Annotated in this window: 22 protein-coding genes and 1 pseudogene; 11 read left to right on the top strand and 12 right to left on the bottom strand. The window is 70.9% G+C overall.

Annotation, left to right across the window (positions count from 1 at the left end; genetic code table 11):
• The first annotated feature begins 289 nt into the window (after nt 1–289).
• The 6 genes from ABZ070_RS23210 (at nt 290) to ABZ070_RS23235 (ending at nt 6,505) form a co-directional block, all read left to right on the top strand.
• The gene (locus tag ABZ070_RS23210) at nt 290–1,819 is read left to right on the top strand and encodes an ABC transporter ATP-binding protein (RefSeq protein WP_356636840.1); all 1,530 of its coding nucleotides are present in this window, start codon (nt 290–292) and stop codon (nt 1,817–1,819) included.
• Entirely contained in the window at nt 1,816–2,925 is a 1,110-nt protein-coding gene (locus ABZ070_RS23215) for an ABC transporter permease (protein WP_356636808.1), read from the top strand. Before ABZ070_RS23210 ends, ABZ070_RS23215 begins: the two co-directional genes overlap by 4 nt.
• 118 nt (nt 2,926–3,043) lie before the next feature.
• Nucleotides 3,044–4,312, top strand: coding sequence for an ABC transporter permease (locus ABZ070_RS23220; RefSeq protein WP_356636810.1), 1,269 nt, complete (start codon nt 3,044–3,046; stop codon nt 4,310–4,312).
• Nucleotides 4,309–4,707, top strand: a complete 399-nt coding sequence (locus ABZ070_RS23225; protein ID WP_356636812.1) for a cytidine deaminase — start codon at nt 4,309–4,311, stop codon at nt 4,705–4,707. The genes ABZ070_RS23220 and ABZ070_RS23225 overlap by 4 nt, the downstream gene beginning before the upstream one ends.
• Nucleotides 4,708–4,797: 90 nt before the next feature.
• Nucleotides 4,798–6,075, top strand: a complete 1,278-nt coding sequence (locus ABZ070_RS23230; RefSeq protein ID WP_356636814.1) for a thymidine phosphorylase — start codon at nt 4,798–4,800, stop codon at nt 6,073–6,075.
• A 148-nt stretch (nt 6,076–6,223) separates the two neighbouring features.
• Nucleotides 6,224–6,505 (top strand): STAS domain-containing protein, encoded by a 282-nt coding sequence (locus tag ABZ070_RS23235; RefSeq protein ID WP_356636816.1) that lies wholly within the window; start codon nt 6,224–6,226, stop codon nt 6,503–6,505.
• Between the two features lie 15 nt (nt 6,506–6,520).
• Here ABZ070_RS23235 and ABZ070_RS23240 read toward each other — a convergent pair whose 3' ends face one another.
• From ABZ070_RS23240 to ABZ070_RS23250, 3 genes are all read right to left on the bottom strand, one after another.
• The gene (locus tag ABZ070_RS23240) at nt 6,521–7,561 is read right to left on the bottom strand and encodes a sigma-70 family RNA polymerase sigma factor (RefSeq protein ID WP_356636818.1); all 1,041 of its coding nucleotides are present in this window, start codon (nt 7,559–7,561) and stop codon (nt 6,521–6,523) included.
• A gap of 66 nt (nt 7,562–7,627) precedes the next feature.
• Nucleotides 7,628–8,317, bottom strand: coding sequence for a L,D-transpeptidase family protein (locus ABZ070_RS23245; RefSeq protein ID WP_356636842.1), 690 nt, complete (start codon nt 8,315–8,317; stop codon nt 7,628–7,630).
• Nucleotides 8,318–8,495: 178 nt separating this feature from the next.
• Nucleotides 8,496–9,764, bottom strand: a complete 1,269-nt coding sequence (locus ABZ070_RS23250; protein WP_356636820.1) for an MFS transporter — start codon at nt 9,762–9,764, stop codon at nt 8,496–8,498.
• A 62-nt stretch (nt 9,765–9,826) separates the two neighbouring features.
• Between ABZ070_RS23250 and ABZ070_RS23255 the strand changes: the two genes are divergently transcribed.
• On the top strand, nt 9,827–10,780 hold the full coding sequence (locus ABZ070_RS23255; protein ID WP_356636822.1) for a LysR family transcriptional regulator: 954 nt from the start codon (nt 9,827–9,829) through the stop codon (nt 10,778–10,780).
• A 405-nt stretch (nt 10,781–11,185) separates the two neighbouring features.
• Here ABZ070_RS23255 and ABZ070_RS23260 read toward each other — a convergent pair.
• Both ABZ070_RS23260 and ABZ070_RS23265 read right to left on the bottom strand, forming a co-directional pair.
• Nucleotides 11,186–11,431: pseudogene (locus ABZ070_RS23260) on the bottom strand (aldo/keto reductase); the annotation flags it as partial.
• On the bottom strand, nt 11,427–12,161 hold the full coding sequence (locus ABZ070_RS23265) for an alpha/beta hydrolase (protein WP_356636844.1): 735 nt from the start codon (nt 12,159–12,161) through the stop codon (nt 11,427–11,429). The pseudogene ABZ070_RS23260 and the gene ABZ070_RS23265, both read right to left, overlap by 5 nt.
• Nucleotides 12,162–12,411: 250 nt before the next feature.
• Here ABZ070_RS23265 and ABZ070_RS23270 point away from each other — a divergent pair, with 250 nt between their 5' ends.
• The 3 genes from ABZ070_RS23270 (at nt 12,412) to ABZ070_RS23280 (ending at nt 14,955) form a co-directional block, all read left to right on the top strand.
• On the top strand, nt 12,412–13,548 hold the full coding sequence (locus ABZ070_RS23270; RefSeq protein WP_356636824.1) for an adenosine deaminase: 1,137 nt from the start codon (nt 12,412–12,414) through the stop codon (nt 13,546–13,548).
• A 143-nt stretch (nt 13,549–13,691) separates the two neighbouring features.
• Complete coding sequence (locus tag ABZ070_RS23275; RefSeq protein WP_356636826.1) at nt 13,692–14,093, top strand: ATP-binding protein; 402 nt, start codon at nt 13,692–13,694, stop codon at nt 14,091–14,093.
• A gap of 91 nt (nt 14,094–14,184) precedes the next feature.
• Nucleotides 14,185–14,955: a hypothetical protein gene (locus ABZ070_RS23280; protein ID WP_356636828.1), complete on the top strand. Its 771-nt coding sequence runs from the start codon at nt 14,185–14,187 to the stop codon at nt 14,953–14,955.
• A gap of 19 nt (nt 14,956–14,974) precedes the next feature.
• Here ABZ070_RS23280 and ABZ070_RS23285 read toward each other — a convergent pair whose 3' ends face one another.
• From ABZ070_RS23285 to afsQ1, 5 genes are all read right to left on the bottom strand, one after another.
• On the bottom strand, nt 14,975–15,175 hold the full coding sequence (locus ABZ070_RS23285) for a PspC domain-containing protein (RefSeq protein WP_356636830.1): 201 nt from the start codon (nt 15,173–15,175) through the stop codon (nt 14,975–14,977).
• 67 nt (nt 15,176–15,242) lie between these two features.
• A complete protein-coding gene (locus ABZ070_RS23290) occupies nt 15,243–15,854 on the bottom strand; it encodes a VanZ family protein (protein ID WP_356636832.1) in 612 nt (203 codons plus the stop codon).
• A 58-nt stretch (nt 15,855–15,912) separates the two neighbouring features.
• Nucleotides 15,913–16,488 (bottom strand): hypothetical protein, encoded by a 576-nt coding sequence (locus ABZ070_RS23295; protein ID WP_356636846.1) that lies wholly within the window; start codon nt 16,486–16,488, stop codon nt 15,913–15,915.
• Between the two features lie 143 nt (nt 16,489–16,631).
• Nucleotides 16,632–18,227, bottom strand: a complete 1,596-nt coding sequence (locus tag ABZ070_RS23300; RefSeq protein WP_356636848.1) for a HAMP domain-containing sensor histidine kinase — start codon at nt 18,225–18,227, stop codon at nt 16,632–16,634.
• Between the two features lie 52 nt (nt 18,228–18,279).
• The gene (gene afsQ1, locus ABZ070_RS23305) at nt 18,280–18,957 is read right to left on the bottom strand and encodes a two-component system response regulator AfsQ1 (protein ID WP_175257369.1); all 678 of its coding nucleotides are present in this window, start codon (nt 18,955–18,957) and stop codon (nt 18,280–18,282) included.
• Nucleotides 18,958–19,138: 181 nt separating this feature from the next.
• Here afsQ1 and ABZ070_RS23310 point away from each other — a divergent pair, with 181 nt between their 5' ends.
• Nucleotides 19,139–19,861 (top strand): SigE family RNA polymerase sigma factor, encoded by a 723-nt coding sequence (locus ABZ070_RS23310; protein WP_356636834.1) that lies wholly within the window; start codon nt 19,139–19,141, stop codon nt 19,859–19,861.
• 193 nt (nt 19,862–20,054) lie between these two features.
• Here the strand turns inward: ABZ070_RS23310 and ABZ070_RS23315 are convergent, their stop codons facing one another.
• Nucleotides 20,055–20,684 carry a hypothetical protein gene (locus tag ABZ070_RS23315; protein WP_356636836.1) on the bottom strand — a complete coding sequence of 210 codons (630 nt, stop codon included), beginning with the start codon at nt 20,682–20,684 and terminating at the stop codon, nt 20,055–20,057.
• 97 nt (nt 20,685–20,781) lie between these two features.
• A partial coding sequence (locus ABZ070_RS23320; RefSeq protein ID WP_356636838.1) for a hypothetical protein occupies nt 20,782–20,968 on the bottom strand: 187 nt, incomplete at its 5' end.

The raw sequence follows: 20,968 nt of genomic DNA on the forward strand, positions 1-20,968 counted from the left end.
AACGCCAAACACCCCCCCCACAAAACCCACCCACACCCCCGCACCCCCCCCGGGGGGGCCCCCCCGCGGGCCCGCGGCCCCGCCCCCCCCCCCCCACGGCCCGCGGACCGGTTTCCGGCCCCCGGGTTTTGGTATTCGGGAGCGCTACGCGCGTAGAGGGCCTTCCGGCGCGATAACTTCGCCACGCCCCCCATGACCACCACAGCCCGCCCCTTCCGCCTGCCCTCCCGCTCCTTCCCGCCAAGGAGAGTGCGTCATCACCGCGTCCAGCCCTCCTGCCGCCGTAGAACTGCGCGGCATCACCAAGCGCTTCCCCGGCGTCGTCGCCAACCACGACATCGACATCACCATCCGTCAGGGCACCGTGCACGCCCTCGTCGGTGAGAACGGTGCCGGCAAGTCGACCCTGATGAAGATCCTCTACGGCATGCAGAAGCCGGACGAGGGGACCATCACCATCGACGGCGACCAGGTCGCCTTCTCGAGCCCCGCCGACGCCATCGCACGCGGCATCGGCATGGTGCACCAGCACTTCATGCTGGCCGACAACCTCACCGTCCTGGAGAACGTCGTTCTCGGCGGCGAGAAGCTGTACGGCATCGGCGCCAAGGCCCGGAAGAAGATCCAGGAGATTTCAGACGCGTACGGGCTGAACGTGCGCCCGGACGCACTCGTCGAGCAGCTCGGTGTCGCCGACCGCCAGCGCGTCGAGATCCTCAAGGTCCTCTACCGCGGCGCCCGCACGCTGATCCTCGACGAGCCGACCGCCGTGCTCGTCCCGCAGGAGGTCGACGCGCTCTTCGACAACCTGCGCGAGCTCAAGGCCGAGGGCCTCACCGTCATCTTCATCTCGCACAAGCTCGGCGAGGTGCTGTCGGTCGCCGACGACATCACCGTCATCCGCCGCGGTACGACCGTGGGCACGGCCGACCCGAGGAGCACCACGACCAAGCAGCTCGCCGAACTGATGGTCGGCAGCGAGCTGCCCTCGCCGGAGACCCGCGAGTCGACGGTCACCGACGTCCCGATGCTGAAGGTCGACGACCTCACGCTCACCGTGACCGACCCCGACGGCGTGGTCCGCGAGGTCCTCGCCGGCATCAACTTCACTATCCACAAGGGTGAGGTCGTGGGCATCGCGGGTGTCGAGGGCAACGGCCAGACCGAGCTCATCGAAGCCCTGATCGGTCTGCGGCAGCCCGACGGCGGCGTCATCACCCTCGACAACGCCGACATCTCCCACGCGTCCACGCGCAAGCGGCGCGAGGGCGGCCTCGGCTACATCCCGGAGGACCGGCACCGGCACGGGCTGCTGCTCGAGTCGCCGCTGTGGGAGAACCGCATCCTCGGCCATGTCACCGAGGCGCCCAACAGCAGGAAGGGCCTGCTCGACCTCAAGGCGGCCCGCAAGGACACCGAGCGGATCGTCCGCGAGTACGACGTGCGCACTCCCGGCATCGAGGTCACCGCGGCCTCCCTGTCCGGCGGCAACCAGCAGAAGCTGATCGTCGGCCGCGAGATGAGCCACAAGCCCAAGCTGCTGATCGCCGCCCACCCCACCCGTGGTGTGGACGTCGGCGCGCAGGCGCAGATCTGGGACCAGATCCGCGAGGCCCGCCACGAGGGTCTGGCCGTGCTGCTGATCTCCGCCGACCTGGACGAGCTCATCGGGCTCTCCGACACCCTGCGGGTGATGTACCGCGGCCGTCTGGTCGCCGACGCCGACCCCGCCACGATCACGCCGGAGGAGCTGGGCTCCGCCATGACCGGAGCCGCCTCCGGCCACCTCGAGCACCACGAGAACGGTGAGAGCCGATGAAGAAGTTCGACAAGGACCGGTTGATCCTGGGCCTGGCCGGCCCGGCGCTCGCCCTGGTCGTGGCCTTCCTGCTCACCTCGGTGGTGCTGCTCCTCTCGGACCGCAGCCCGATCGAGCCGTACCAGCTGATGGTCGAGCAGATCGAGTTCACGGACGTCCAGGTCCTGGTCATCAACCAGACCGGTATCTATTACTTGGCGGCGCTCGCCGTCGCCATCGGCTTCCGGATGAACCTCTTCAACATCGGCGTCGACGGCCAGTACCGCCTCGCGGTCATGCTCGCCGCCGTCGTCGGTGCGGCCGTCGACCTGCCCGGCCCGCTGCACATCCTGCTGATCGTGTTCGTCGCCATGGCCGTCGGTGCCCTCTGGGCCGGTATCGCGGGCGTCCTCAAGACCACCCGCGGGGTGAGCGAGGTCGTCTCCACGATCATGCTCAACGCCATCGCGACCAGCCTGATCGCCTGGATGATCCTTCCGGCGAACCTCGGCGTGCGGCCGGAGGGGTCCAACGACCTGACCACGGGCGAGATCGCCGAGTCCGGCTGGTTCCCCGGCCTGGAGATGGACGGCGGCACCATCTACGGCTTCACCTTCGTCGCCTTCGCGCTGGGCATCGTCTACTGGTTCGTGCTGGGACGCACCCGCTTCGGTTTCGACCTGCGCGCCACCGGCGCCAGCGAGTCCGCGGCCCAGGCCAGCGGTGTCGACGCCAAGAAGATGGTCCTCACCGCCATGCTGATCTCCGGAGCCATGGCGGGCCTCGCCGGTATGCCGATGCTGCTGGGCCAGACCCACACCTACAGCCTGAGCTTCCCGGTCGGTGTCGGCTTCACCGCCATCGGCATCGCCCTGCTCGGCCGCAACAACCCGATCGGGATCCTCTTCGCCTCGCTGCTCTTCGCCTTCCTGGACAAGACGGCGGAGGGCCTCAGCCTGGAGGGCTACCCGAAGGAGATCGCCGCCATCATGCAGGGCCTGATCGTGATCGCGGTCGTCGTGTCCTACGAACTCGTCCGGCAGTACGGGCTGCGCCGTCAGCAGCAGAAGGTCGGCGAGGAGCTTGCCGCGCAGGCCCGCAAGAACAAGGAGGTGGCCGCGGCATGAGTGACGCACGCGAGGCCACCGGCCTGCACATGACGACGATTTCCGCACCGGTGCTCCCCCTGCCTTCGGCGGGCGGTACCCCCACCGCGGGCGGAGAAGCGAATGAATTGAGGACGGCATGAGCGAGTCCACGAGCACGGTCTCGATGGCGAGCACCGCGCCCAAGAAGGGCGGCGGCCGCCGCAAACTGTCCCTGCCCGTCGTCCTGCTGATCGTCGCGGGCGGACTGGCGCTGTTCTCCCTGGTACGGGTGATCAGCGGCGCGGACGACCTCACCTCCGTCGGCCAGGTCTCCGGCGCGCTCCAGCTGGCCGTGCCGATCGGCCTCGCCGGACTCGGCGGTCTCTGGGCGGAGCGGGCCGGTGTCATCAACATCGGTCTCGAGGGCATGATGATCCTCGGCACCTGGTTCGGCGCCTGGGCGGGCTACCAGTGGGGCCCGTGGACCGGCGTGGTCGTCGGAATCGCCGGCGGTGCGCTGGGCGGTCTGCTGCACGCCGTGATGACGGTGAGCTTCAAGGTCAACCACATCGTCTCCGGTGTCGCCATCACCATCCTGGCCACCGGCCTCACCCGCTACCTGTCGAACTTCACCTTCGCCGAGACCGAGGGCGGGTCCTCCAAGCAGTCCCCGCGCATCGACGCCATCGACCGGATCACCGTTCCGGGACTCTCCGACTGGCTGGCAGATCTGCAGGCCGAGCACTGGTTCTTCGTCTCCGACCTGGCCGGCGTCCTCGGCGGTCTGATCACCAACCTGTCCCTGCTGACCGTCGTGGCGCTGCTGCTCGTCCCGGGCACGTGGTGGGTCCTGTGGCGTACCTCGTTCGGTCTGCGCCTGCGTTCCTGCGGTGAGAACCCGGTCGCCGCCGAATCCCTCGGCGTCAACGTCTACAAGTACAAGTACATCGCCGTCGTCGTCTCCGGCGCGCTGGCCGGCCTCGGTGGCGCGTTCCTCGCCATCATCACCGGCATCTACCAGGAGGGACAGACCGGCGGCCGCGGCTACATCGGTCTCGCCGCCATGATCTTCGGCAACTGGATGCCGGGCGGCATGGCGCTGGGCGCGGGCCTGTTCGGCTTCACCGACAGCCTCAAGCTGCGCGGCGGTGCGGTGAACGTGCACGCCATGCTGCTCCTGCTGGCCATCCTGCTGCTGATCGTCGTGTTCTGGCAGCTGTACAAGAAGAAGTACCTGCAGGCGGTGATCTCGGCGGCCTTCTCGGCGCTGCTGTTCGCCTGGTACGCGCTCACCGACGTGCTGCCGAGCCAGTTCGTCGACGCCGCGCCGTACGTGGCGACCCTGCTGGTGCTGGCGGTGTCCGCGCAGCGGCTGCGCCCGCCCAAGGCTGACGGTCAGCCGTACTTCAAGGGCCAGGGCAAGTGACCGCGCACGACGGTTTCGACTGGGAGCCCCTGCGGGCGCGGGCGCGTGAGGCGATGTCGCACGCGTACGCCCCCTACTCGGGCTACCCGGTCGGTGTCGCCGCGCTCGTCGCCGACGGTCGTACGGTGACGGGGTGCAATGTCGAGAACGCCTCGTACGGGCTCGGGCTCTGCGCCGAGTGCGGTCTGGTGTCCCAGCTGCACGCCACCGGCGGCGGGCGGCTGACGCACTTCACCTGTGTGGACGGCCGGGGCCGGCTCCTCGTGCCGTGCGGGCGCTGCCGCCAGCTGCTCTTCGAGTTCGGCGGGCCCACGCTGCTGATGGACACGCCAGCCGGCGTTCTGCCCCTGTCGGAGATGCTCCCGCAGGCCTTCGGGCCCGATCATCTCCGCTAGTCCCGCGGCCCTTCCGCTCCGGCGGAGGGGCCGCTCCCTTAGTCTCTCTATGCGCGTAGAACCGCAGAAGATCAACCCTGGAGGAATGCCATGGACGTCATCTCCGTCATCCGCACCAAGCGGGACCGGGGCGAGCTGAGCCCGGAGCAGATCGACTGGGTCATCGACGCCTACACCCGCGGCGAGGTCGCCGACGAGCAGATGTCGGCGCTGGCCATGGCCATCCTCCTCAACGGCATGAACCGCACGGAGATCGCCCGCTGGACCGCCGCGATGATCGCCTCCGGCGAGCGGATGAACTTCGACGCCCTCTCCCGTCCCACCGCCGACAAGCACTCCACGGGCGGCGTCGGCGACAAGATCACCCTGCCGCTCGCCCCGCTGGTCGCAGCCTGCGGGGCGGCGGTGCCGCAGCTGAGCGGCCGCGGCCTCGGCCACACCGGCGGCACGCTCGACAAGCTGGAGTCCATCCCCGGCTGGCGGGCCCTGCTCTCCAACGAGGAGATGCTGCACGTCCTCGACACCACCGGCGCGGTCATCTGCGCGGCCGGCGACGGGCTCGCCCCCGCCGACAAGAAGCTCTACGCGCTGCGCGACGTCACCGGCACGGTCGAGGCGATCCCGCTGATCGCGTCCTCGATCATGTCGAAGAAGATCGCGGAAGGTACCGGCTCGCTCGTCCTGGACGTCAAGGTCGGCACCGGTGCGTTCATGAAGAACATCGAGGACGCTCGCGAACTCGCCTCCACCATGGTCGCCCTCGGCACCGACAGCGGTGTGAGGACCGTCGCGCTGCTCACCGACATGTCCACCCCGCTCGGTCTCACCGCGGGCAACGCGCTCGAGGTCCGCGAGTCCGTCGAGGTCCTCGCTGGCGGCGGCCCCGCCGATGTCGTCGAGCTGACCCTCGCGCTCGCCCGCGAGATGCTCGACGCGGCAGGCATCAAGGACGCCGACCCGGCGAAGGCGCTGGCGGACGGCTCTGCCATGGACGTGTGGCGCCGCATGATCGCCGCCCAGGGCGGCGACCCGGACGCCACCCTGCCCGTCGCCCGCGAGCAGCACGTCGTCACCGCGCCGTCCTCGGGCGTCCTCACCCGCCTCGACGCCTACGACATCGGCATCGCCGCCTGGCGTCTCGGCGCGGGCCGCGCCCGCAAGGAGGACCCGGTCCAGGCGGGCGCGGGTGTCGAGTTGCACGCCAAGCCGGGCGACACGGTGAAGGCAGGCGAGCCGCTGCTGACGCTACACACGGACACCCCGGAGAAGTTCGACTACGCGCTGAAGTCCCTGGAGGCCGCATACGACATCGCTCCGGCCGGCACGGCCTTCACGGCGAACCCGATCGTGCTGGACCGCATCGCCTGAGCCGCGACAATGGCGTGCGGCCGGCGGGACCGGCACCCGGTGCCGGTCCCGCCCAGGCACGCAGGCGCGACGGCACGACGGCATGCCACGATGAGTTCCGGGCACGGCGACGGTCTCTTCCGGTGTGGACGCCATCGAACCTGCCGTCATGCGCCTCCCCGGGAGGATCACCCCGGCCGATGTGCCGCGCCTCTGCGAGGAGTTGAGCGCACTCCTCCGTGACGACGGACGCGGGGGCCGTTCACCCACCGAGGTCTTGTGTGACGTCGGCGGCCTGGTCCATGTGAACCTGTCCGCCGTCGACGTACTCGCCCGGCTGCACCTCACCGCGCGCCGGCGGGGCAGTTGGGTCCGGCTGCGCAACGCCGGACCCGAACTGATCGCCCTGCTGGAGCTGGTGGGCCTGCCGGAACTGGCCGATGCCGCGTAGGGCCTTTCGTTCGGATCAAGCCGGGCCTGATCCGAACGACAGACCCTGAGAATCTTCGGCCCCGACCGGCTCGCCCGCCTTGTCCAGCCGCTTCGGCAGGTCGAACAGCGGGAACCAGCGCTTGGTGTCCAGGAAGAAGTCCATCCCGCCGACCTTGCCGTCCGAGAGCTCGAGGACGATGAGCGCCCACGGCTCGTACCCCTCGCCGTCCGCCGACGGGTGGTAGTGCGCGAAGGCGGGGGAGCCGTTCGCCATGGTCGGGACCAGCTTCGAGCCGCGGCAGACGTCGCCGACACCCAGCATCCAGCCCACGATGTCGTCGTGACCGCGCAGCCACAGGTCGTAGGGCGGCATGGACATCGTCGCGTCCTCGTGGAGCAGCGCGGTCAGCGCCTTCATGTCGTACCCCTCGAAGGCCGCGACATAGCGCTCCAGCAGCCGCTGCTGCTCCTCGTCGAGCGGATCCGCCGCGTCGGATGCGGCCGGGCCCTGCTCGGTGAGCGTGGCCCGGGCACGCTGCAGCGCGCTGTTGACCGAGGCGACGCTCGTGCCGAGCAACTCGGCGACCTCGCTCGCCTTCCAGGCCAGCACCTCGCGCAGGATCAGCACCGCCCGCTGCTTGGGCGGCAGATGCTGCAGCGCGGCGACGAACGCGAGCCGGATCGTCTCCCGCTCGACCGCCGTCTCCGCCGGGTCCACTATGGACGGCAGCACCCGCCCGTCGGGCACCGGCTCCAGCCAGGTGATCTCGGGGCGGGCGTTGAGCTGGGCCTGCGCGACCGGCGTCGGGCCGGACAGGTCCATCGGACGGGCACGGCGATTGCCCGCGTTCAGCATGTCCAGGCATACGTTGGTCGCGATGCGGTACAGCCACGAGCGCAGGGACGAACGGCCCTCGAACTTGTCGAAGCTGCGCCACGCCCGCACCATCGTGTCCTGGACCGCGTCCTCCGCCTCGAAGGACGATCCGAGCATGCGATAGCAGTAGCCGGTCAGCTCCTTGCGGTGCTTCTCCAGCCGCGCGTCCAGTTCCTGTGTCGTCGCGAGGTCACTCATTGGTCCACCCCTGTCACCCATCGGCACCAGCCCTTCGGAACCTACAGGAGAGGACTGACAACGGGGTCAGGTTCCGGGCTTGCGCCCGTAGACGTATACGTCGTCGCCGTTTTTCAGCAGGTTCCAGTATGCCTTCGCGTCCGCGGGGCGCATGTTGACGCAACCGCCCGAGCCGGGCGGGTTGTACATGGACTTCGTGGTGGAGTGGAAGGCCTGGCCGCCGTCGAAGAACTGCGAGTACGGCATGCTCACGTGGTAAATCGTCGACCAGTGGTCGATGTTGCGCCAGTAGATCTTCTTCGCGCCGGTACGGGTCTCCGTGCCGTCCTTGCCCGTCCGTACCGGAACCGGGCCGTACTTGAGCCTCGCGCCGTCCTGGATCCAGCTCAGCTGCCGGGTCAGGTCGACGCAGGCGATACGTCCCTTGTTCGTCGGGCACGTGCCCGCCTTGTTCGGGTTCTGGCCGGCGGCCCGCTGCGCCAGCATCGTGTTCATCGTGCGCCAGGTGAGCGGGCCCGCGTAGCCGATCGTCGGGGTGATCCCGTGCTTGGCCTGGAAGGCGCGGATCGCCCGGCAGTCGGCCGGTGACTGCCGGCCGTCCACCGGGCGCCCGAGGAACTGCTCCACCTGCTTCTGGTGCGGACCCGTCGACAGCGTGCACGACGCCGCCTGCGCCGTGCCACTGCCGAGAACGGCGGTGAGCGGCACCAGCAGCCCGGTCAGGGAGAGTACGACTCCGGTACGGCGGCGGCGCATCAGCAGGCGTCGCGGTCCGGTTCTTCCGATGTTGTCCGCCATGCTCCCCAACTCCCCTTCGTGTGCCTTCCGGTTGGGATGGTCTGACGGTTGAGACACCCGGAGGGGAGCAGTAGTTGCACGACTCCATGACGTATTTGGTGACGGCTCGGGGGCTCGGGGGGCCCGACCCCGGGCCCTATGCGGCAGCTGCCGCGAGCCGCCGCTCCTGCGACCGTGCCGCGTGCGTCCCGTAGAGCGTGATCGACACGACGCCCAGGACCGCGAGCAGCCCCAGCAGTGCCGTTCCGCCCCAGCCGCCGGCGTGGAAGGCGACCGCGCCGAGCGTGCCGCCCGCGCTGCTGCCCAGGTAGTAGGCCGACTGGTAGAGCGCCGACGCCTGGGCGCGGCCCGTCTTCGCCGTGCGGCTCACCGAGGAGGAGGCGACGGCGTGGCCCGCGAAGAAGCCCGCGGTGATCAGGACCAGGCCCAGCAGCACCGCCGTCAGCGCATCGGACAGCGAGAGCAGCAGACCCGCGGCGGTCGTGGTCACCGCCAGGTACAGCGCCCCCCTGCGGCCGAGCCGCGCGACCAGCTTGCCGGCCGCGGCGGAGGAGACCGTACCGACGAGATACACCAGGAAGATCGAACCGATCACGCCCTGCGCGAGCCCGAACGGCTCCTCCACCAGGCGGTAGCCGATCACCGTGTACACCGCGCCGAAGACGGTCATGAACAGGGCGCCGATCGCGTACAGCCGCAGCAGCAGCGGGTCGGCCAGATGTCCGCGGACCGTCTTCGCCAGGGCGAGCGGGTTCAGCGTGCCGGGAGTGAAGTGCCGAGCCTTCGGCAGCAGCGCGCGGAACACCAGCGCGCACACCAGCGCCATCACGCCCACCGCGGCGAGCGCGACGCGCCAGCCGGCGAGCTGCGCCACCCAGCCGGTGACGATACGGCCGCTCATGCCTCCGATGCTGTTGCCGGCCACGAACAGGCCGATCGCGCCGACCAGCGCCTTGGGCCTCACCTCCTCCGCGAGGAACGCCATCGCCGACGCCGGCAGACCGGCCAGCGCTGCGCCCTGCACGGCGCGCAGCGCCACCAGCCACTCGACGTTCGGGGCGAACGGCACCAGGAGACCCACCACGACGGCGACCGCGAGGGACGCGTTCATCACGGTGGTCCGTCCGAAGCGCTCGGACAGCGCACTGAGCGGCAGCACGCACAGGGCCAGCGCGCCCGTGGCGGCGGACACCGTCCAGCTGGCGGCGCCGGCGGTGACGCCGAAGTCGGCCGAGACGGCGGGCAGCAGCGCCTGCGTCGAGTAGAGGAGGGCGAAGGTCGCCATTCCGGCGGCCAAGAGCGCGAAGCTCATGCGGCGGTAGCCGGGAGCGCCGGGGGAGAGGAGGTCGGGGGACGACGGGGCGGCGCCCACGGTGGTGGACGCCTTGGTACTGGCAGGAGGCATACGTCGAAGGTAGGCCGCCGTTTTTCATGCGTCCAATGCATGAAACGGCGATAATCGTTCCCATGGTGCATGAACGCAGCTCAGGGCCTCGCCTGTCACCGGGCAGTTACGAAGAAGACATCACGCTGGAGCTGGCTCCCCGCCTCGCGTACTTCGCGGGCGTCGCCCGGCACGAGCATGTGACGCGTGCCGCGCAGGAGATGGGCGTGCCCCAGTCGACGCTGTCGCGGGCCATCGTCCGCCTGGAAGAGGACCTGGGCGTCGCGCTGTTCGCCCGCAAAGGCCGTACGGTCTCGCTCACCCCGGCCGGCCGCACCTTCCTCGCCTCCGCGGAACGAGCGCTCGCCGAGGTGGAGCGGGCCGCCGAGGCCGTGCGGGCCGACACCGACCCGCGGTCGGGCAAGGTCGCCTTCGGCTTTCTGCACACCATGGGGTCGGAGACGGTGCCCGGCCTCATCCGCGCCTTCCGCGCGGACCATCCGCGGATCCGCTTCACGCTCGTGCAGAACTACGGCGAGGCGATGATCGAACGGCTCCGGGCGGGCGAGCTGGACCTGTGCCTCACCTCGCCCGTGCCCGACGCCCCCGACCTGGTCGCGCGCCGTCTCGACGAACAGCGTCTGCGGCTTGTCGTCCCCGACGACCACCGGCTCGCCGGCCGCAGGCGCGTCCGCCTCGCGGAGGCCGCCGACGAGACCTTCGTGACCCTCGAGCCCGGCTACGGCCTGCGGCGCATCACCGACGACCTGTGCGCGGAAGCGGGCTTCACGCCGCGCGTCGCCTTCGAGGGCGAGGAGGCGGAGACCCTGCGAGGCCTGGTCGCGGCGGGCCTCGGCGTGGCCCTGCTGCCCCCGCCGGCGGTGGCCCGCCCAGGCGTCGTGGAACTGACGGTGACCGCGCCCCGGGCGGTCCGCGAGATCGGCGTCGCCTGGCTCGACGGCCACCCGGACACACCGCCGGTGGCGGAGTTCAAACGCTTCCTGCTCTCCCGACGCGGCCGCCTCCTCTCCGACTGACGGGCCGCGCCGCGAGGCCATCCGCTCGTGACGGCACGCGGCCCTGGGCCTGGACGGCGACCCGTCCGGGCCGGCGGGCTGCGCCGTGAGGCGTCCGGTCGTGACGGCGCGCGGCCCTCGGTCTCGAGGCCCCTCGCCCGTGCGCCCTCGTCGGCCCGCAGCCTTCCGCCCTTCTCCGGCTGACGGCTGCGTCGTAAGGCGTCCGGTCGTGACGGCGCGTGGCCCTCGGTCTCGAGGCCCCTCGCCCGTGCGCCCTCGTCGGCCCGCAGCCTTCCGCCCTCTCCGGCTGACGGTCCGCGCCGTGAAACGTCCGCTCGCGGCGGCGCGCGGCCCTCGGCCTCGAGGCCCCCCGTCCGCCTTCGACGGCCCTCGCCCGTCCGCCCGGCCGGCGCGCCCGCCCCCGCGTCAGTGGGCCCCGTCCAGCCGGGCGCGTTGGTTTTCCGTCAGGTCGAGGTCCACCGCCGCCAGGTTCGCGTCGAGTTGGGCCCCCGACGACGCTCCCGCCAGCGGGATGACCGGCAGCCTGCCGCCGATCTGCCGGGCGAGCACCACCTGTTTCACGGTCGCGCCCGTCTCCTTCGCGACCTCGCGCAGTGCCGCCGGCCGGGTCGGCGTGCCCGCGTGGTCGTAGTCCGGCGGCCCCGGCTCAGGACCGCAGCGCCCTGCCGAAACCCGCCGCCAGCGGCATCCTCAGCCCAAGCGGCGGCGGGGCCGCCAGCGCGTCCGTGACGGGCCGGGCGTAGTGCCTTGTGAAGAGCGATCCGCGAACGAAGTCGACAGCCAGCGCGTGCACTTCCTCCTGGTACTGGCGCAGCGCGTGCCCGTCCGAGTGCACCTCGAAGCGGCAGGTGTCCCGGTTGGACTTCTTGGCACGCTCGGCCAGTCGGTAGGAGAGCTCCGGATCGGTGCGCGCGTCCTTGGTGCCGTGCACGATCAGCACCTTGCGGCCGACCAGTTGCCGTACCGGCTCCGGCTCCGCGGCCACGTCGTGCTCGGGCAGCCAAGGGGCCAGGGCCAGCACGGAGTTGACCGCCGGATGGCCCGCCGCGTGCAGCGCGGCCCGCCCGCCCATGCCGTGACCGACCAGACACACGGGGACGTCGCCGTAGCGTCGTACGACCTCCTCGACCGCCCAGGTCGCGTCCGCCGCGAGCTGGGCGTCGGCGCCGTTCCAGCCGCGGCCGCGGTAGTGCACGCTGTGCACCGCCAGCCCGTCGTCACGCCCCGCCCTGGCGAGCGCGCGCCCCAGCGGCAGCACTGCGGCGTACGACAGGGCGGACGCCCTGCGTGCGGACTGCGGCTCGCCGTCCGGCAGCAGCAGAACCGCCCCGGCCACCGCCGGGTCGGTCCCGTCGTTCCTGGCGCCCGAACGCCCCGGCACATTGCCCAGTTTGGCCTGCGCCCCCGACCGGCCCCCTCGTGCCACCCGTGCGACCGTCGTCCAGCCACGGTCGCTCGCCCCTCCAGCCGCAGTGGCCGGACGCCCCCGCCACCGGGGCAGTGCATGGTGTGCCATGGCAGAACAGTCTCAGAAGCCGAGGTGTACTCCACCCGTACGCGCGGTCACTGTTACGTATCGACAAGCGATCCGAAGGGGCGCGCTCTACGCGCGTAGGGGCTAGAGTGCGCAGATGACGAGCCAGACCCTCAATTCGCCCACCGCGGACCAGATCCGCCGCGCCCCGAAGGTGCTGCTCCACGACCACCTCGACGGCGGTCTGCGGCCGGGCACGATCATCGAACTCGCCCGTGACGCCGGATACGAGGCCCTGCCGGAGACCGAGCCCGACAAGCTCGGGATCTGGTTCCGGGAGGCCGCCGACTCCGGTTCGCTGGAGCGGTACCTGGAGACCTTCGCGCACACCTGTGCCGTCATGCAGTCCCGTGACGCGTTGTTCCGCGTGGCGGCCGAGTGCGCGCAGGACCTCGCGGAGGACGGAGTCGTCTACGCCGAGGTCCGTTACGCCCCCGAGCAGCACCTCGAAGCGGGGCTCACCCTCGAGCAGGTCGTGGAGGCGGTCAACGACGGCTTCCGCGAAGGCGAGCGGCGGGCCAGGGAGAGCGGTCACCGCATCCGGGTGGGCGCCCTGCTCACCGCGATGCGCCACGCCGCCCGAGCCCTGGAGATCGCCGAACTCGCCAACCGCTACCGCGACAACGGCGTCGTCGGATTCGACATCGCGGGCGCGGAGGCCGGCTTCCCGCCCACCCGCCACCTCGACGCGTTCGAATACCTCAAGCGCGAGAACAACCACTTCACCATCCACGCCGGCGAGGCCTTCGGACTGCCCTCGATCTGGCAGGCCCTCCAGTGGTGCGGTGCCGACCGGCTCGGTCACGGGGTACGGATCATCGACGACATCGAGGTCGCGGAGGACGGCTCCGTGACGCTCGGCAGGCTCGCGGCGTACGTTCGGGACAAGCGCATCCCGTTGGAGATGTGCCCCACGTCCAACCTGCAGACGGGCGCAGCGGACTCCATCGCGGCGCATCCGATCGGTCTCCTCCGGAAGCTGCACTTCAGGACCACGGTCAACACCGACAACCGGCTGATGAGCGGCACCAGCATGAGCCGTGAATTCGAGCTGCTGAACGAGGCGTTCGGATACTCGCTCGACGACATGCAGTGGTTCACCGTCAACGCGATGAAGTCCGCGTTCATCCCTTTCGATGAACGACTCGCGATGATCAACGACGTCATCAAGCCGGGTTACGCCGAACTGAAGTCCGAATGGCTGTTCAAGCAGACCGCCACGGCCGGTAACTGAGCCGTCCCGGCCACCCTGCAAGCGCCTACACCGAAGCGGCCGGAGCGTCAATTCCCGGCCGCTTCACGTTGTTTGCGGGCCCTGTGCGAGGCTCACTAGCTTGCAGAGCCGCTCATGTTCCCGTCCCCAAGGACTCATTCCTTATGAAGCAGTCTGCTGCAAAGACCCTCGGTGTCGCCGCTCTCGGTGCCGCCTTCGCCGCTGTCGCCGCCGGCACCGCCTCCGCGGCTTCCGTCGTCCCCGACCCGACGGGAGCGCTCGGCGACGTCTCCCAGACGCTGCCGGTCCAGGAGGTCACCGGGAAGCTGCCCGCGGGCGCGGCCGACGCCCTGTCCGGTGGCGGCAGCGTGGTGACGGACAGCGCCTCCACGCTGCCCGGTACCGCGCAGGGCGCCGTCGGCGAGGTGGCCCCCTCCGGTTCGACCGAGCAGGTCGCCGGTCTGCTCGGTGGCCTCCCGCTCGCCGGTGGCGGTCTTCCGACCGACGCCCTGGCCGGCGGCGGCCTTCCGGTCGTGGGCGGCCTGCTGCCCGGCCTCGGAGCCTGACCTCGCACCGTAGCGTTTCGGCGTGACCCAAGCGTGGGGCGCACACCCGAAGCGGGTGTGCGCCCCACGCGCTTGTGCCAGGATCGCCGCCATGCGAGCCAAGACCACCGCGCTGTCCGTACTCGGCACCGTCTGCGCTCTGCTGCCGGCCGCAACCGGCTGCACGAGCGACGGCGGCGGGGAATCCGGCAGGGGCAACGACACCCGCCCGGGCAAGAGCGCGGCCCCGGCCACGGACACCGGCAAAGGCGGCGACGGATCCGGCGGCGACCCGTCCGTACCGCTCACCGCCCCGCAGTTGCAGCGCGCGTCCTTCACCACGGGCGATCTGCCGGGCTTCCAGATCTCGGCGGAGAAGAGCGCGCTCGCGCCCACCGGGCAGCCCACCGCCGACAAGAAGCAGTGCCAGCCGCTCGCCGACGCCATGGGCGAGAAGCCGGACCCGCGGGCGACGCACACCGTGGGCCGCGGGCTCGGTTCGCTCGACCAACTCGGCCTCGCGGTCTCCGCGTCGTTGAGCTCGTACGGCGAGGCCGAGGCCAAGAGGCTGATGGACGGCCTCGCATCGGCTCTCCCGGTGTGCGGGGCCGGATTCGAGACGGCACTGGACGACCGCGGCGCCACCTACCGCGAGGTGAAGGCGGACCCGTTCACCGCCCGGGGCGGCGACGAGACGGTCGCCTGGACCACGGTCGCCACGAACGAGGGGGCCCAGTCGCCCATCCACGTGGTCGTGGTCCGCAAGGGCGCGACGGTCGCCCGCTTCATGGCGTTCGACCTCGCACGGCGCAAGCCGCCGCGCGTGCCCCGGGAAGTCGCCGACAAGCAGCTCGCGAAGGTCGCGCAGGTGCTTGCCGGCTGAGAGCCGTCGCGCGAGGCGGTCACCAGGCGCCGGCGGCCGTCTTCTCGGACGGCAGCAGCGCCCAGAGCGCCAGGTAGAGCAGGAACTGCGGCCCCGGCAGCAGGCAGGAAGCCACGAAGATCACGCGCATCGTGGTGGCGGACGTGCCGAAGCGCCGGGCCAGCGCGGCGCAGACTCCGCCGATCATCCTTCCGTCACGGGGGCGGACAAGTGCGGCCATGGTGGGCTCCTTCGTGAGACCGTCGGTGGGAGCCTTTCCCCGGGCTCCTCATATATCCATGGTGTCGTCACGAAGGGGACGAAGCGTCGCTCCACGGGGCGATCCCGACCCTGGGAATCGTCGGGGTCGACCCCTGAGATCCCTCCTCCCGGAGCACGGCCTTGCGCCGCACCTCACGCTCCCGGCCGGTCAGCGCGGACCCGGCGCGCCTCCCCAGCAGGCGGCGGCGAAGCCGGGCACGGCCCGCCGGCACGACCGCGAGATGGGCGAGCGCCACCCCGGTCGTGTTCAACAGCAGCGAGTCGATGTCGACGACCTGGCCCGGCACACCGGTCTGCAGCAGCTCGATCCCGAGCGACAGCAGTGCGCCGGCCGCGACCGTGCGCGTCAGTGACGCCCACGGGGAGACGGCGAGCCGGCCGCTCGCCATCGGCAGCAGAACCCCGAGCGGCGCCAGCAGGAGCAGACCGCCGCCGATACGTCGTACGGCCTCGACGGGCCCGAGCTCAAGGGCGGCCTCAATCCCGGCGAAGGGTTCCAGGTTCGCCGCCGTCACCCACATCACGTCGAGTGGTCGCAGCGTCAGCCATGAGACGAGCAGCAGATGGGCGAGGAGGAGGACGAGCCCCGCCACGCGGAAGCGGATGGCGGCACTGCCGCCCGAACCTTGACGCTGCACGCCCCCCTAGACGCACGGCCGGCGGGAAACGGTTCCGCCGTTTCCCAGGAGGCGATTCCTAGGAGACGGTTGGGCCCGGTGAGGGCAGGGTGCCCGTGGTGGGCACGGCCCCTTCGGGCCGCTGCTTGGTCTGGGCGGAGCACACGTACGCGTGCGGCCGGTAGTCGCCGGGGCCGCCGAGCACCACGGCACCGCCCGCAGCCGTCGCCCTGCTCTCCGCCAGGGTGCACACGATCTGGGCCAGGGCCGGCGCCGGCAGGTCCTCCGGCTGGCGGTTCAGCCGCAGGGTGCCGACGGGGTCACCCTCCCGAGCGCCGCTCACCATCAGCGGTCCCCGCACATATGTCGCGAAGCCCGCTTCCTGCTCCGGCGACGACGGCTCCTTCAGCAGCTCGTCGAGGAGCACCTGCGCGAACTCGGGCGGGCTGTCGCCGGCCTTGCTCTCGGTGATCCTCGCCGTACGGTCGACGGACTCCAGCTGCGAGGCGCACACCATGTAGACCCGGACCGGGACGCCCTGCTCGTGTGTCTGCGGCGTGATGTTCTCGGCCGACACCTCGCACGGCACCCGCGAGGGAGCGGCTCCGGCGTCGACGGGCACCTGAGTGGTCCTGATGCCACAGCCGGCGAGCAGGACGGCGGCGGCGAACGCGGTGAGTGCCGTGAGCGTTTTGGAAGGGCGTCGTTCCGACCGGTGCGCACGGGCCTGCCTCCGCGCCGCGCCGTCGGCCGGCCCCCCGGCGGCCGTGACGTCCACGGCCCTGCCCTCAACCGCTGTCACAGCGTGTCGTCCTCTCCCCGTTCACGGCCCTGGTCCGCACCTGTGCCGCCGTCCCCGCCGTCCGCGTCGCCCGTCCCGACCGCCTCGCAGTCCGCAAGAGAGGACGCGTCGCGGGGCAGCCGCAGCACGAACACCGCGCCTTCGCCGTCGGCTGAGTTGGCCGCCGTGATGTCACCGCCGTGGATGTGGGCGTTCTCCACGGCGATCGACAGACCGAGGCCGCTGCCCTCGGAACGCGGGCGGGAGGCGCTCGCCTTGTAGAAGCGGTCGAAGACGTGCGGCAGCACCTCTTCCGGAATGCCGGGCCCGTGGTCGCGCACCTCGATCACCAGCTCGGAGTCGGCGGTGCGCACCGACACACGGACCGGCGAGCCGCCGTGCTTGAGCGCGTTGCCGATCAGATTGGCCAGGATCACGTCGAGCCTGCGCGGGTCGAGCCGCGCCATGATGCCGCGCTCGGCGTCCAGTTCCACCGCGTCCAGCCAGGCGCGTGCGTCGATGCAGGCGGTGACCTGGTCGGCGACGTCGACGGTGTCCAGCACGAGCCGCGCGGTGCCCGCGTCGAAGCGGGTGACCTCCATGAGGTTCTCCACCAGGTCGTACAGCCGCCGGGTCTCGCTGACCACCAGGTTCACGGCCGGCGCGATCATGGGGTCGAGGCTGTCGGCCTCGTCCTCCAGCACCTCGGTGACGGCGGTGAGCGCGGTCAACGGGGTGCGCAGCTCGTGCGACATGTCGGCGACGAAGCGACGGCTGGACTCCTCCCGCGCGCTCATGTCCGCGACCTTCTTCTCCAGCGACGCGGCCGTCTTGTTGAACGTCCTTGCCAGCTCGGCCAGTTCGTCCGTACCGGAGACCCGCAGCCGGGTGTCGAGCTTGCCCTCGCCGAGCTGCCTCGCCGCCTCGCCCAGCCGGTGCACCGGCCGCAGCACCGTCGTCGCGGCGGCCTGCGCGAGCAGCGCGGAACCGACCAGGGCCAGCATCGTCGCGATCCCCAGGGACCAGGCGAGGGAGTTGAGGTCCTGGCGTTCCTGGTCGAGGGACTTGAACATGTAGCCCGTCGGCCCACCGCCCACGATCCGGGTCCCGCCGACCAGATACGGCTTCCCGCCGCGCTCGGTCCGCTGCCAGAACAGGTGGTACGGCACCGAGTTGGCGGCGCTGATCTCCTGCCGGTCGTTCACCGCGTCCTGCAGCGACTGCGGCACGTCCTCCTTGGTGAACACGTCGGGGTCGGAGACGCCGACGATCGGCTTGCCCTCCGCCCGTTCGCCGATCAGCAGCACGCTGAAGCCGTTGTTCCCGTTGCCCATCTGCTCGGCGGCACGCTGGATCTCCTCCTGCGTGGGGCGCAGGGGCAGCGCCGCCGCGCGGCTCTGCATGTCCTGCCGGAAGTCCTCGAGCGCCGCGTCCTGCGTACGCGTCAGCACCGCCTCGCGGTTGAGCCAGTACGCGATGCCGGACGCGGACACGGCGGCGGTGAGCGCGACGAGTCCGAAGACCACCACCAGACGCAGCCGCAGACTGCTCAGACGGATCCCGGTGAGAATCCCGCGCCTCGGCCCGCCGCCCTCGTTCCCGGCGCCGCTCACCGGGCCGGTGCCACCGCTCACCGGCCGGCCCCGTCCGGGACGTACGCGTGGGTCACTGCGGAACGTCCAGCCGGTAACCGACGCCGCGCACCGTGCGGATCAAGGTCGGAGAGGACGGCACGTCCTCCACCTTCGCCCGCAGCCGCTGCACGCACGCGTCCACCAGACGTGAGTCGCCGAGGTAGTCGTGCTCCCACACCAGCCGCAGCAGCTGCTGCCGCGACAGTGCCTGGCCGGGCCGGCGGCTCAGCTCCAGCAGGAGACGCAACTCGGTGGGCGTGAGCTGCAGATCCTCGCCGTTCTTGGTGACCGTCATCGCGGATCGGTCGATCACCAGGGAGCCGAAGGTCGCGGAGTCCGTGGACTCCCGTTCGCCGCGGCGCAGTACGGCGCGGATCCGGGCGTCCAGCACCCGGCCCTGCACCGGCTTGACGACATAGTCGTCCGCGCCGGACTCGAGCCCGACGACAACGTCGATGTCGTCGCTGCGAGCGGTCAGCAGAATGATCGGCAGCTGGTCGGTGCGCCTGATCCGCCGGCACACCTCGAAGCCGTCGATCCCCGGCAGCATCACATCCAGCACGATCAGGTCGGGCCGCTGCTCGCGCAGCAGTTTCAGACCGTCCTCGCCCGTCGCCGCGGTGGCCACACGGTGGCCCTGGCGAGACAGCGAGAGTTCGAGGGCCGTGCGGATGGCGTCGTCGTCCTCGATCAGCAACAGGAAAGGCACGGGGTCATTCTGGCCCATGGGGAGCCCTAGTTCGACTCCCAGGGACCTCGACCCCCGTTCCCTGCACGACACCTCCCCTTGTGACGCGCCTGTGACAGTCGGCGGACAACGCCATGAAACAGGCCGGGCAGGCTTTTTCTCACCAGGAACCAAGCAGACTCCACTCGACGGGGGGCGCGAGATGAACGCACTGCACAGCACCACCTCAAGCGCAGTTGTGACGCGTCTCCACGACGTCGCGCGGAGCACCGAGAAGTCCGGCGCCGTGAACGGGCGGGGGTGCGTTCGCGGCGCCGGGCGTCAGCACAAGCCGTCGTTCATGACGGTGGTTGACGCACCCACGGGGGGAAGCGGGGAGGCGACGGGAGAGCGGACGTCCTGTTCCGAGGCCGAGTTCACGGCCTACGTCCAGGAGCGCCGCGCCTCCCTGTTCGCCACCGCCTACCACCTGACCGGTGACCGTTACGAAGCCGAGGACCTGCTGCAGAGCGCGCTGTTCTCGACGTACCGGGCCTGGGACAGGATCAGCGACAAGGCGGCGGTCGGGGGCTACCTGCGCCGCACCATGACCAACCTGCACATCAGCGCCTGGCGCCGGCGCAAGCTCAACGAGTACCCCACGGAGGAGCTGCCGGAGACGCCCGGCGACACCGACGCCATGCGGGGCACGGAGCTGCGCGCGGTCCTGTGGCAGGCGCTCGCCAGGCTCCCCGAACTCCAGCGCACGATGCTGGTCCTCCGCTACTACGAGGGCCGCACCGACCCGGAGATCGCGGAGATCCTGGACATCAGTGTCGGCACGGTGAAGTCGAGCATCTGGCGGTCGCTCCGCCGGCTGCGCGAGGACGAGGTCCTCAGCTTCGGCCGTGACGAGGAAGAGTCCTTCGGCGAGCTGGTGGCCTGAAGGCAACGGGGGAAACACGGGGGCCGCCGTTTCGGGGGAGACGGCGGACGGATCCACGGGGGACACGGGGATCCGACGGGGGAGACGAAGTGGGGCCGGACAGGCCGGGGGGTTCTGTCCGGCCCCACTCCTGTGTCGTGGCGTTCCCTTGGGGCCCGGACGCCGGCGGAACGGACCCGGGCCACGCCCTTCGCTACGCCGGCGACGGCGTCCGGCAGCGCCCCGCTGCCGCCGCCGCGAGGCGGCCCAGCGCCTCCGCCTTGTTGCAGGGGTGCGCGCCCAGTTCCGTCTGGCGGTGCACGATGCCGCGCTCCGCGCGCATCAGGCGCCAGCCTCTGCGCAGCAGGAACGGCACCGACTTGCGGCCCTCACGCAGATCTCGGGCGAGCCGGCGGCGGAACGTGGTCGACGGCCGGCCGCGCAGGCACAGCGCGTCGGCCAGTACGCCGAGTTCCTGGCAGCGCCGGACGATGTCGGCCGCGAAGATCCCCTCGGCCACGAACAGCGGCGTGCGGCCTATGTCGAGGGTCTCGGTGTCCCTCCGGGAGCTGGTGGCGATGTCGTACACCGGCACGTCGGTACGGCCGCTGCGGCACAGCTCCGCTATCGCGGAGACCGCGGCGTCCGCGTCCCAGGACGACGGGGAGTCCCAGTCGATGTCCGTGCTGCCCGTCACCACGGGAAGCGTCGGGTCGTTGCCCTCTTTGTAGAAGTCGTCCAGGCGCAGGACCGGCAGGCCGGTACGGGCGGCGAGAGATGACTTTCCGGAACCTGAGGGGCCCGCGAGCAGCACGACGCGGGTCGGAATGGGTTGGGAACTCACGGGAGACAAGTGTGACGCATCAATCGGTGCCGGGGAGCCCCCAAAGCGGCGGTTGGTACGAGCGTCACATCCTCAACTACTGTCCGCACACGCATGATTACTCGACAGGCAGGGATTCATGGCTCGTCACGCAGCTTCCAAGAACTCGCGGCGCGCACTGCTGCGCGCGGGACTGACCGTCGCGGCGGCGGGTGCCGCCCTCGGTGCGGGCGGGGCGGCCGCCCTCCTTGCCGCTGCGCACCGTCTCCTTCTTGTCGGCCTTGAGCAGCCGGTAGCTGGCGAAG

Source organism: Streptomyces sp. NPDC006283 (assembly GCF_040613325.1).
Lineage (GTDB): Bacteria > Actinomycetota > Actinomycetes > Streptomycetales > Streptomycetaceae > Streptomyces.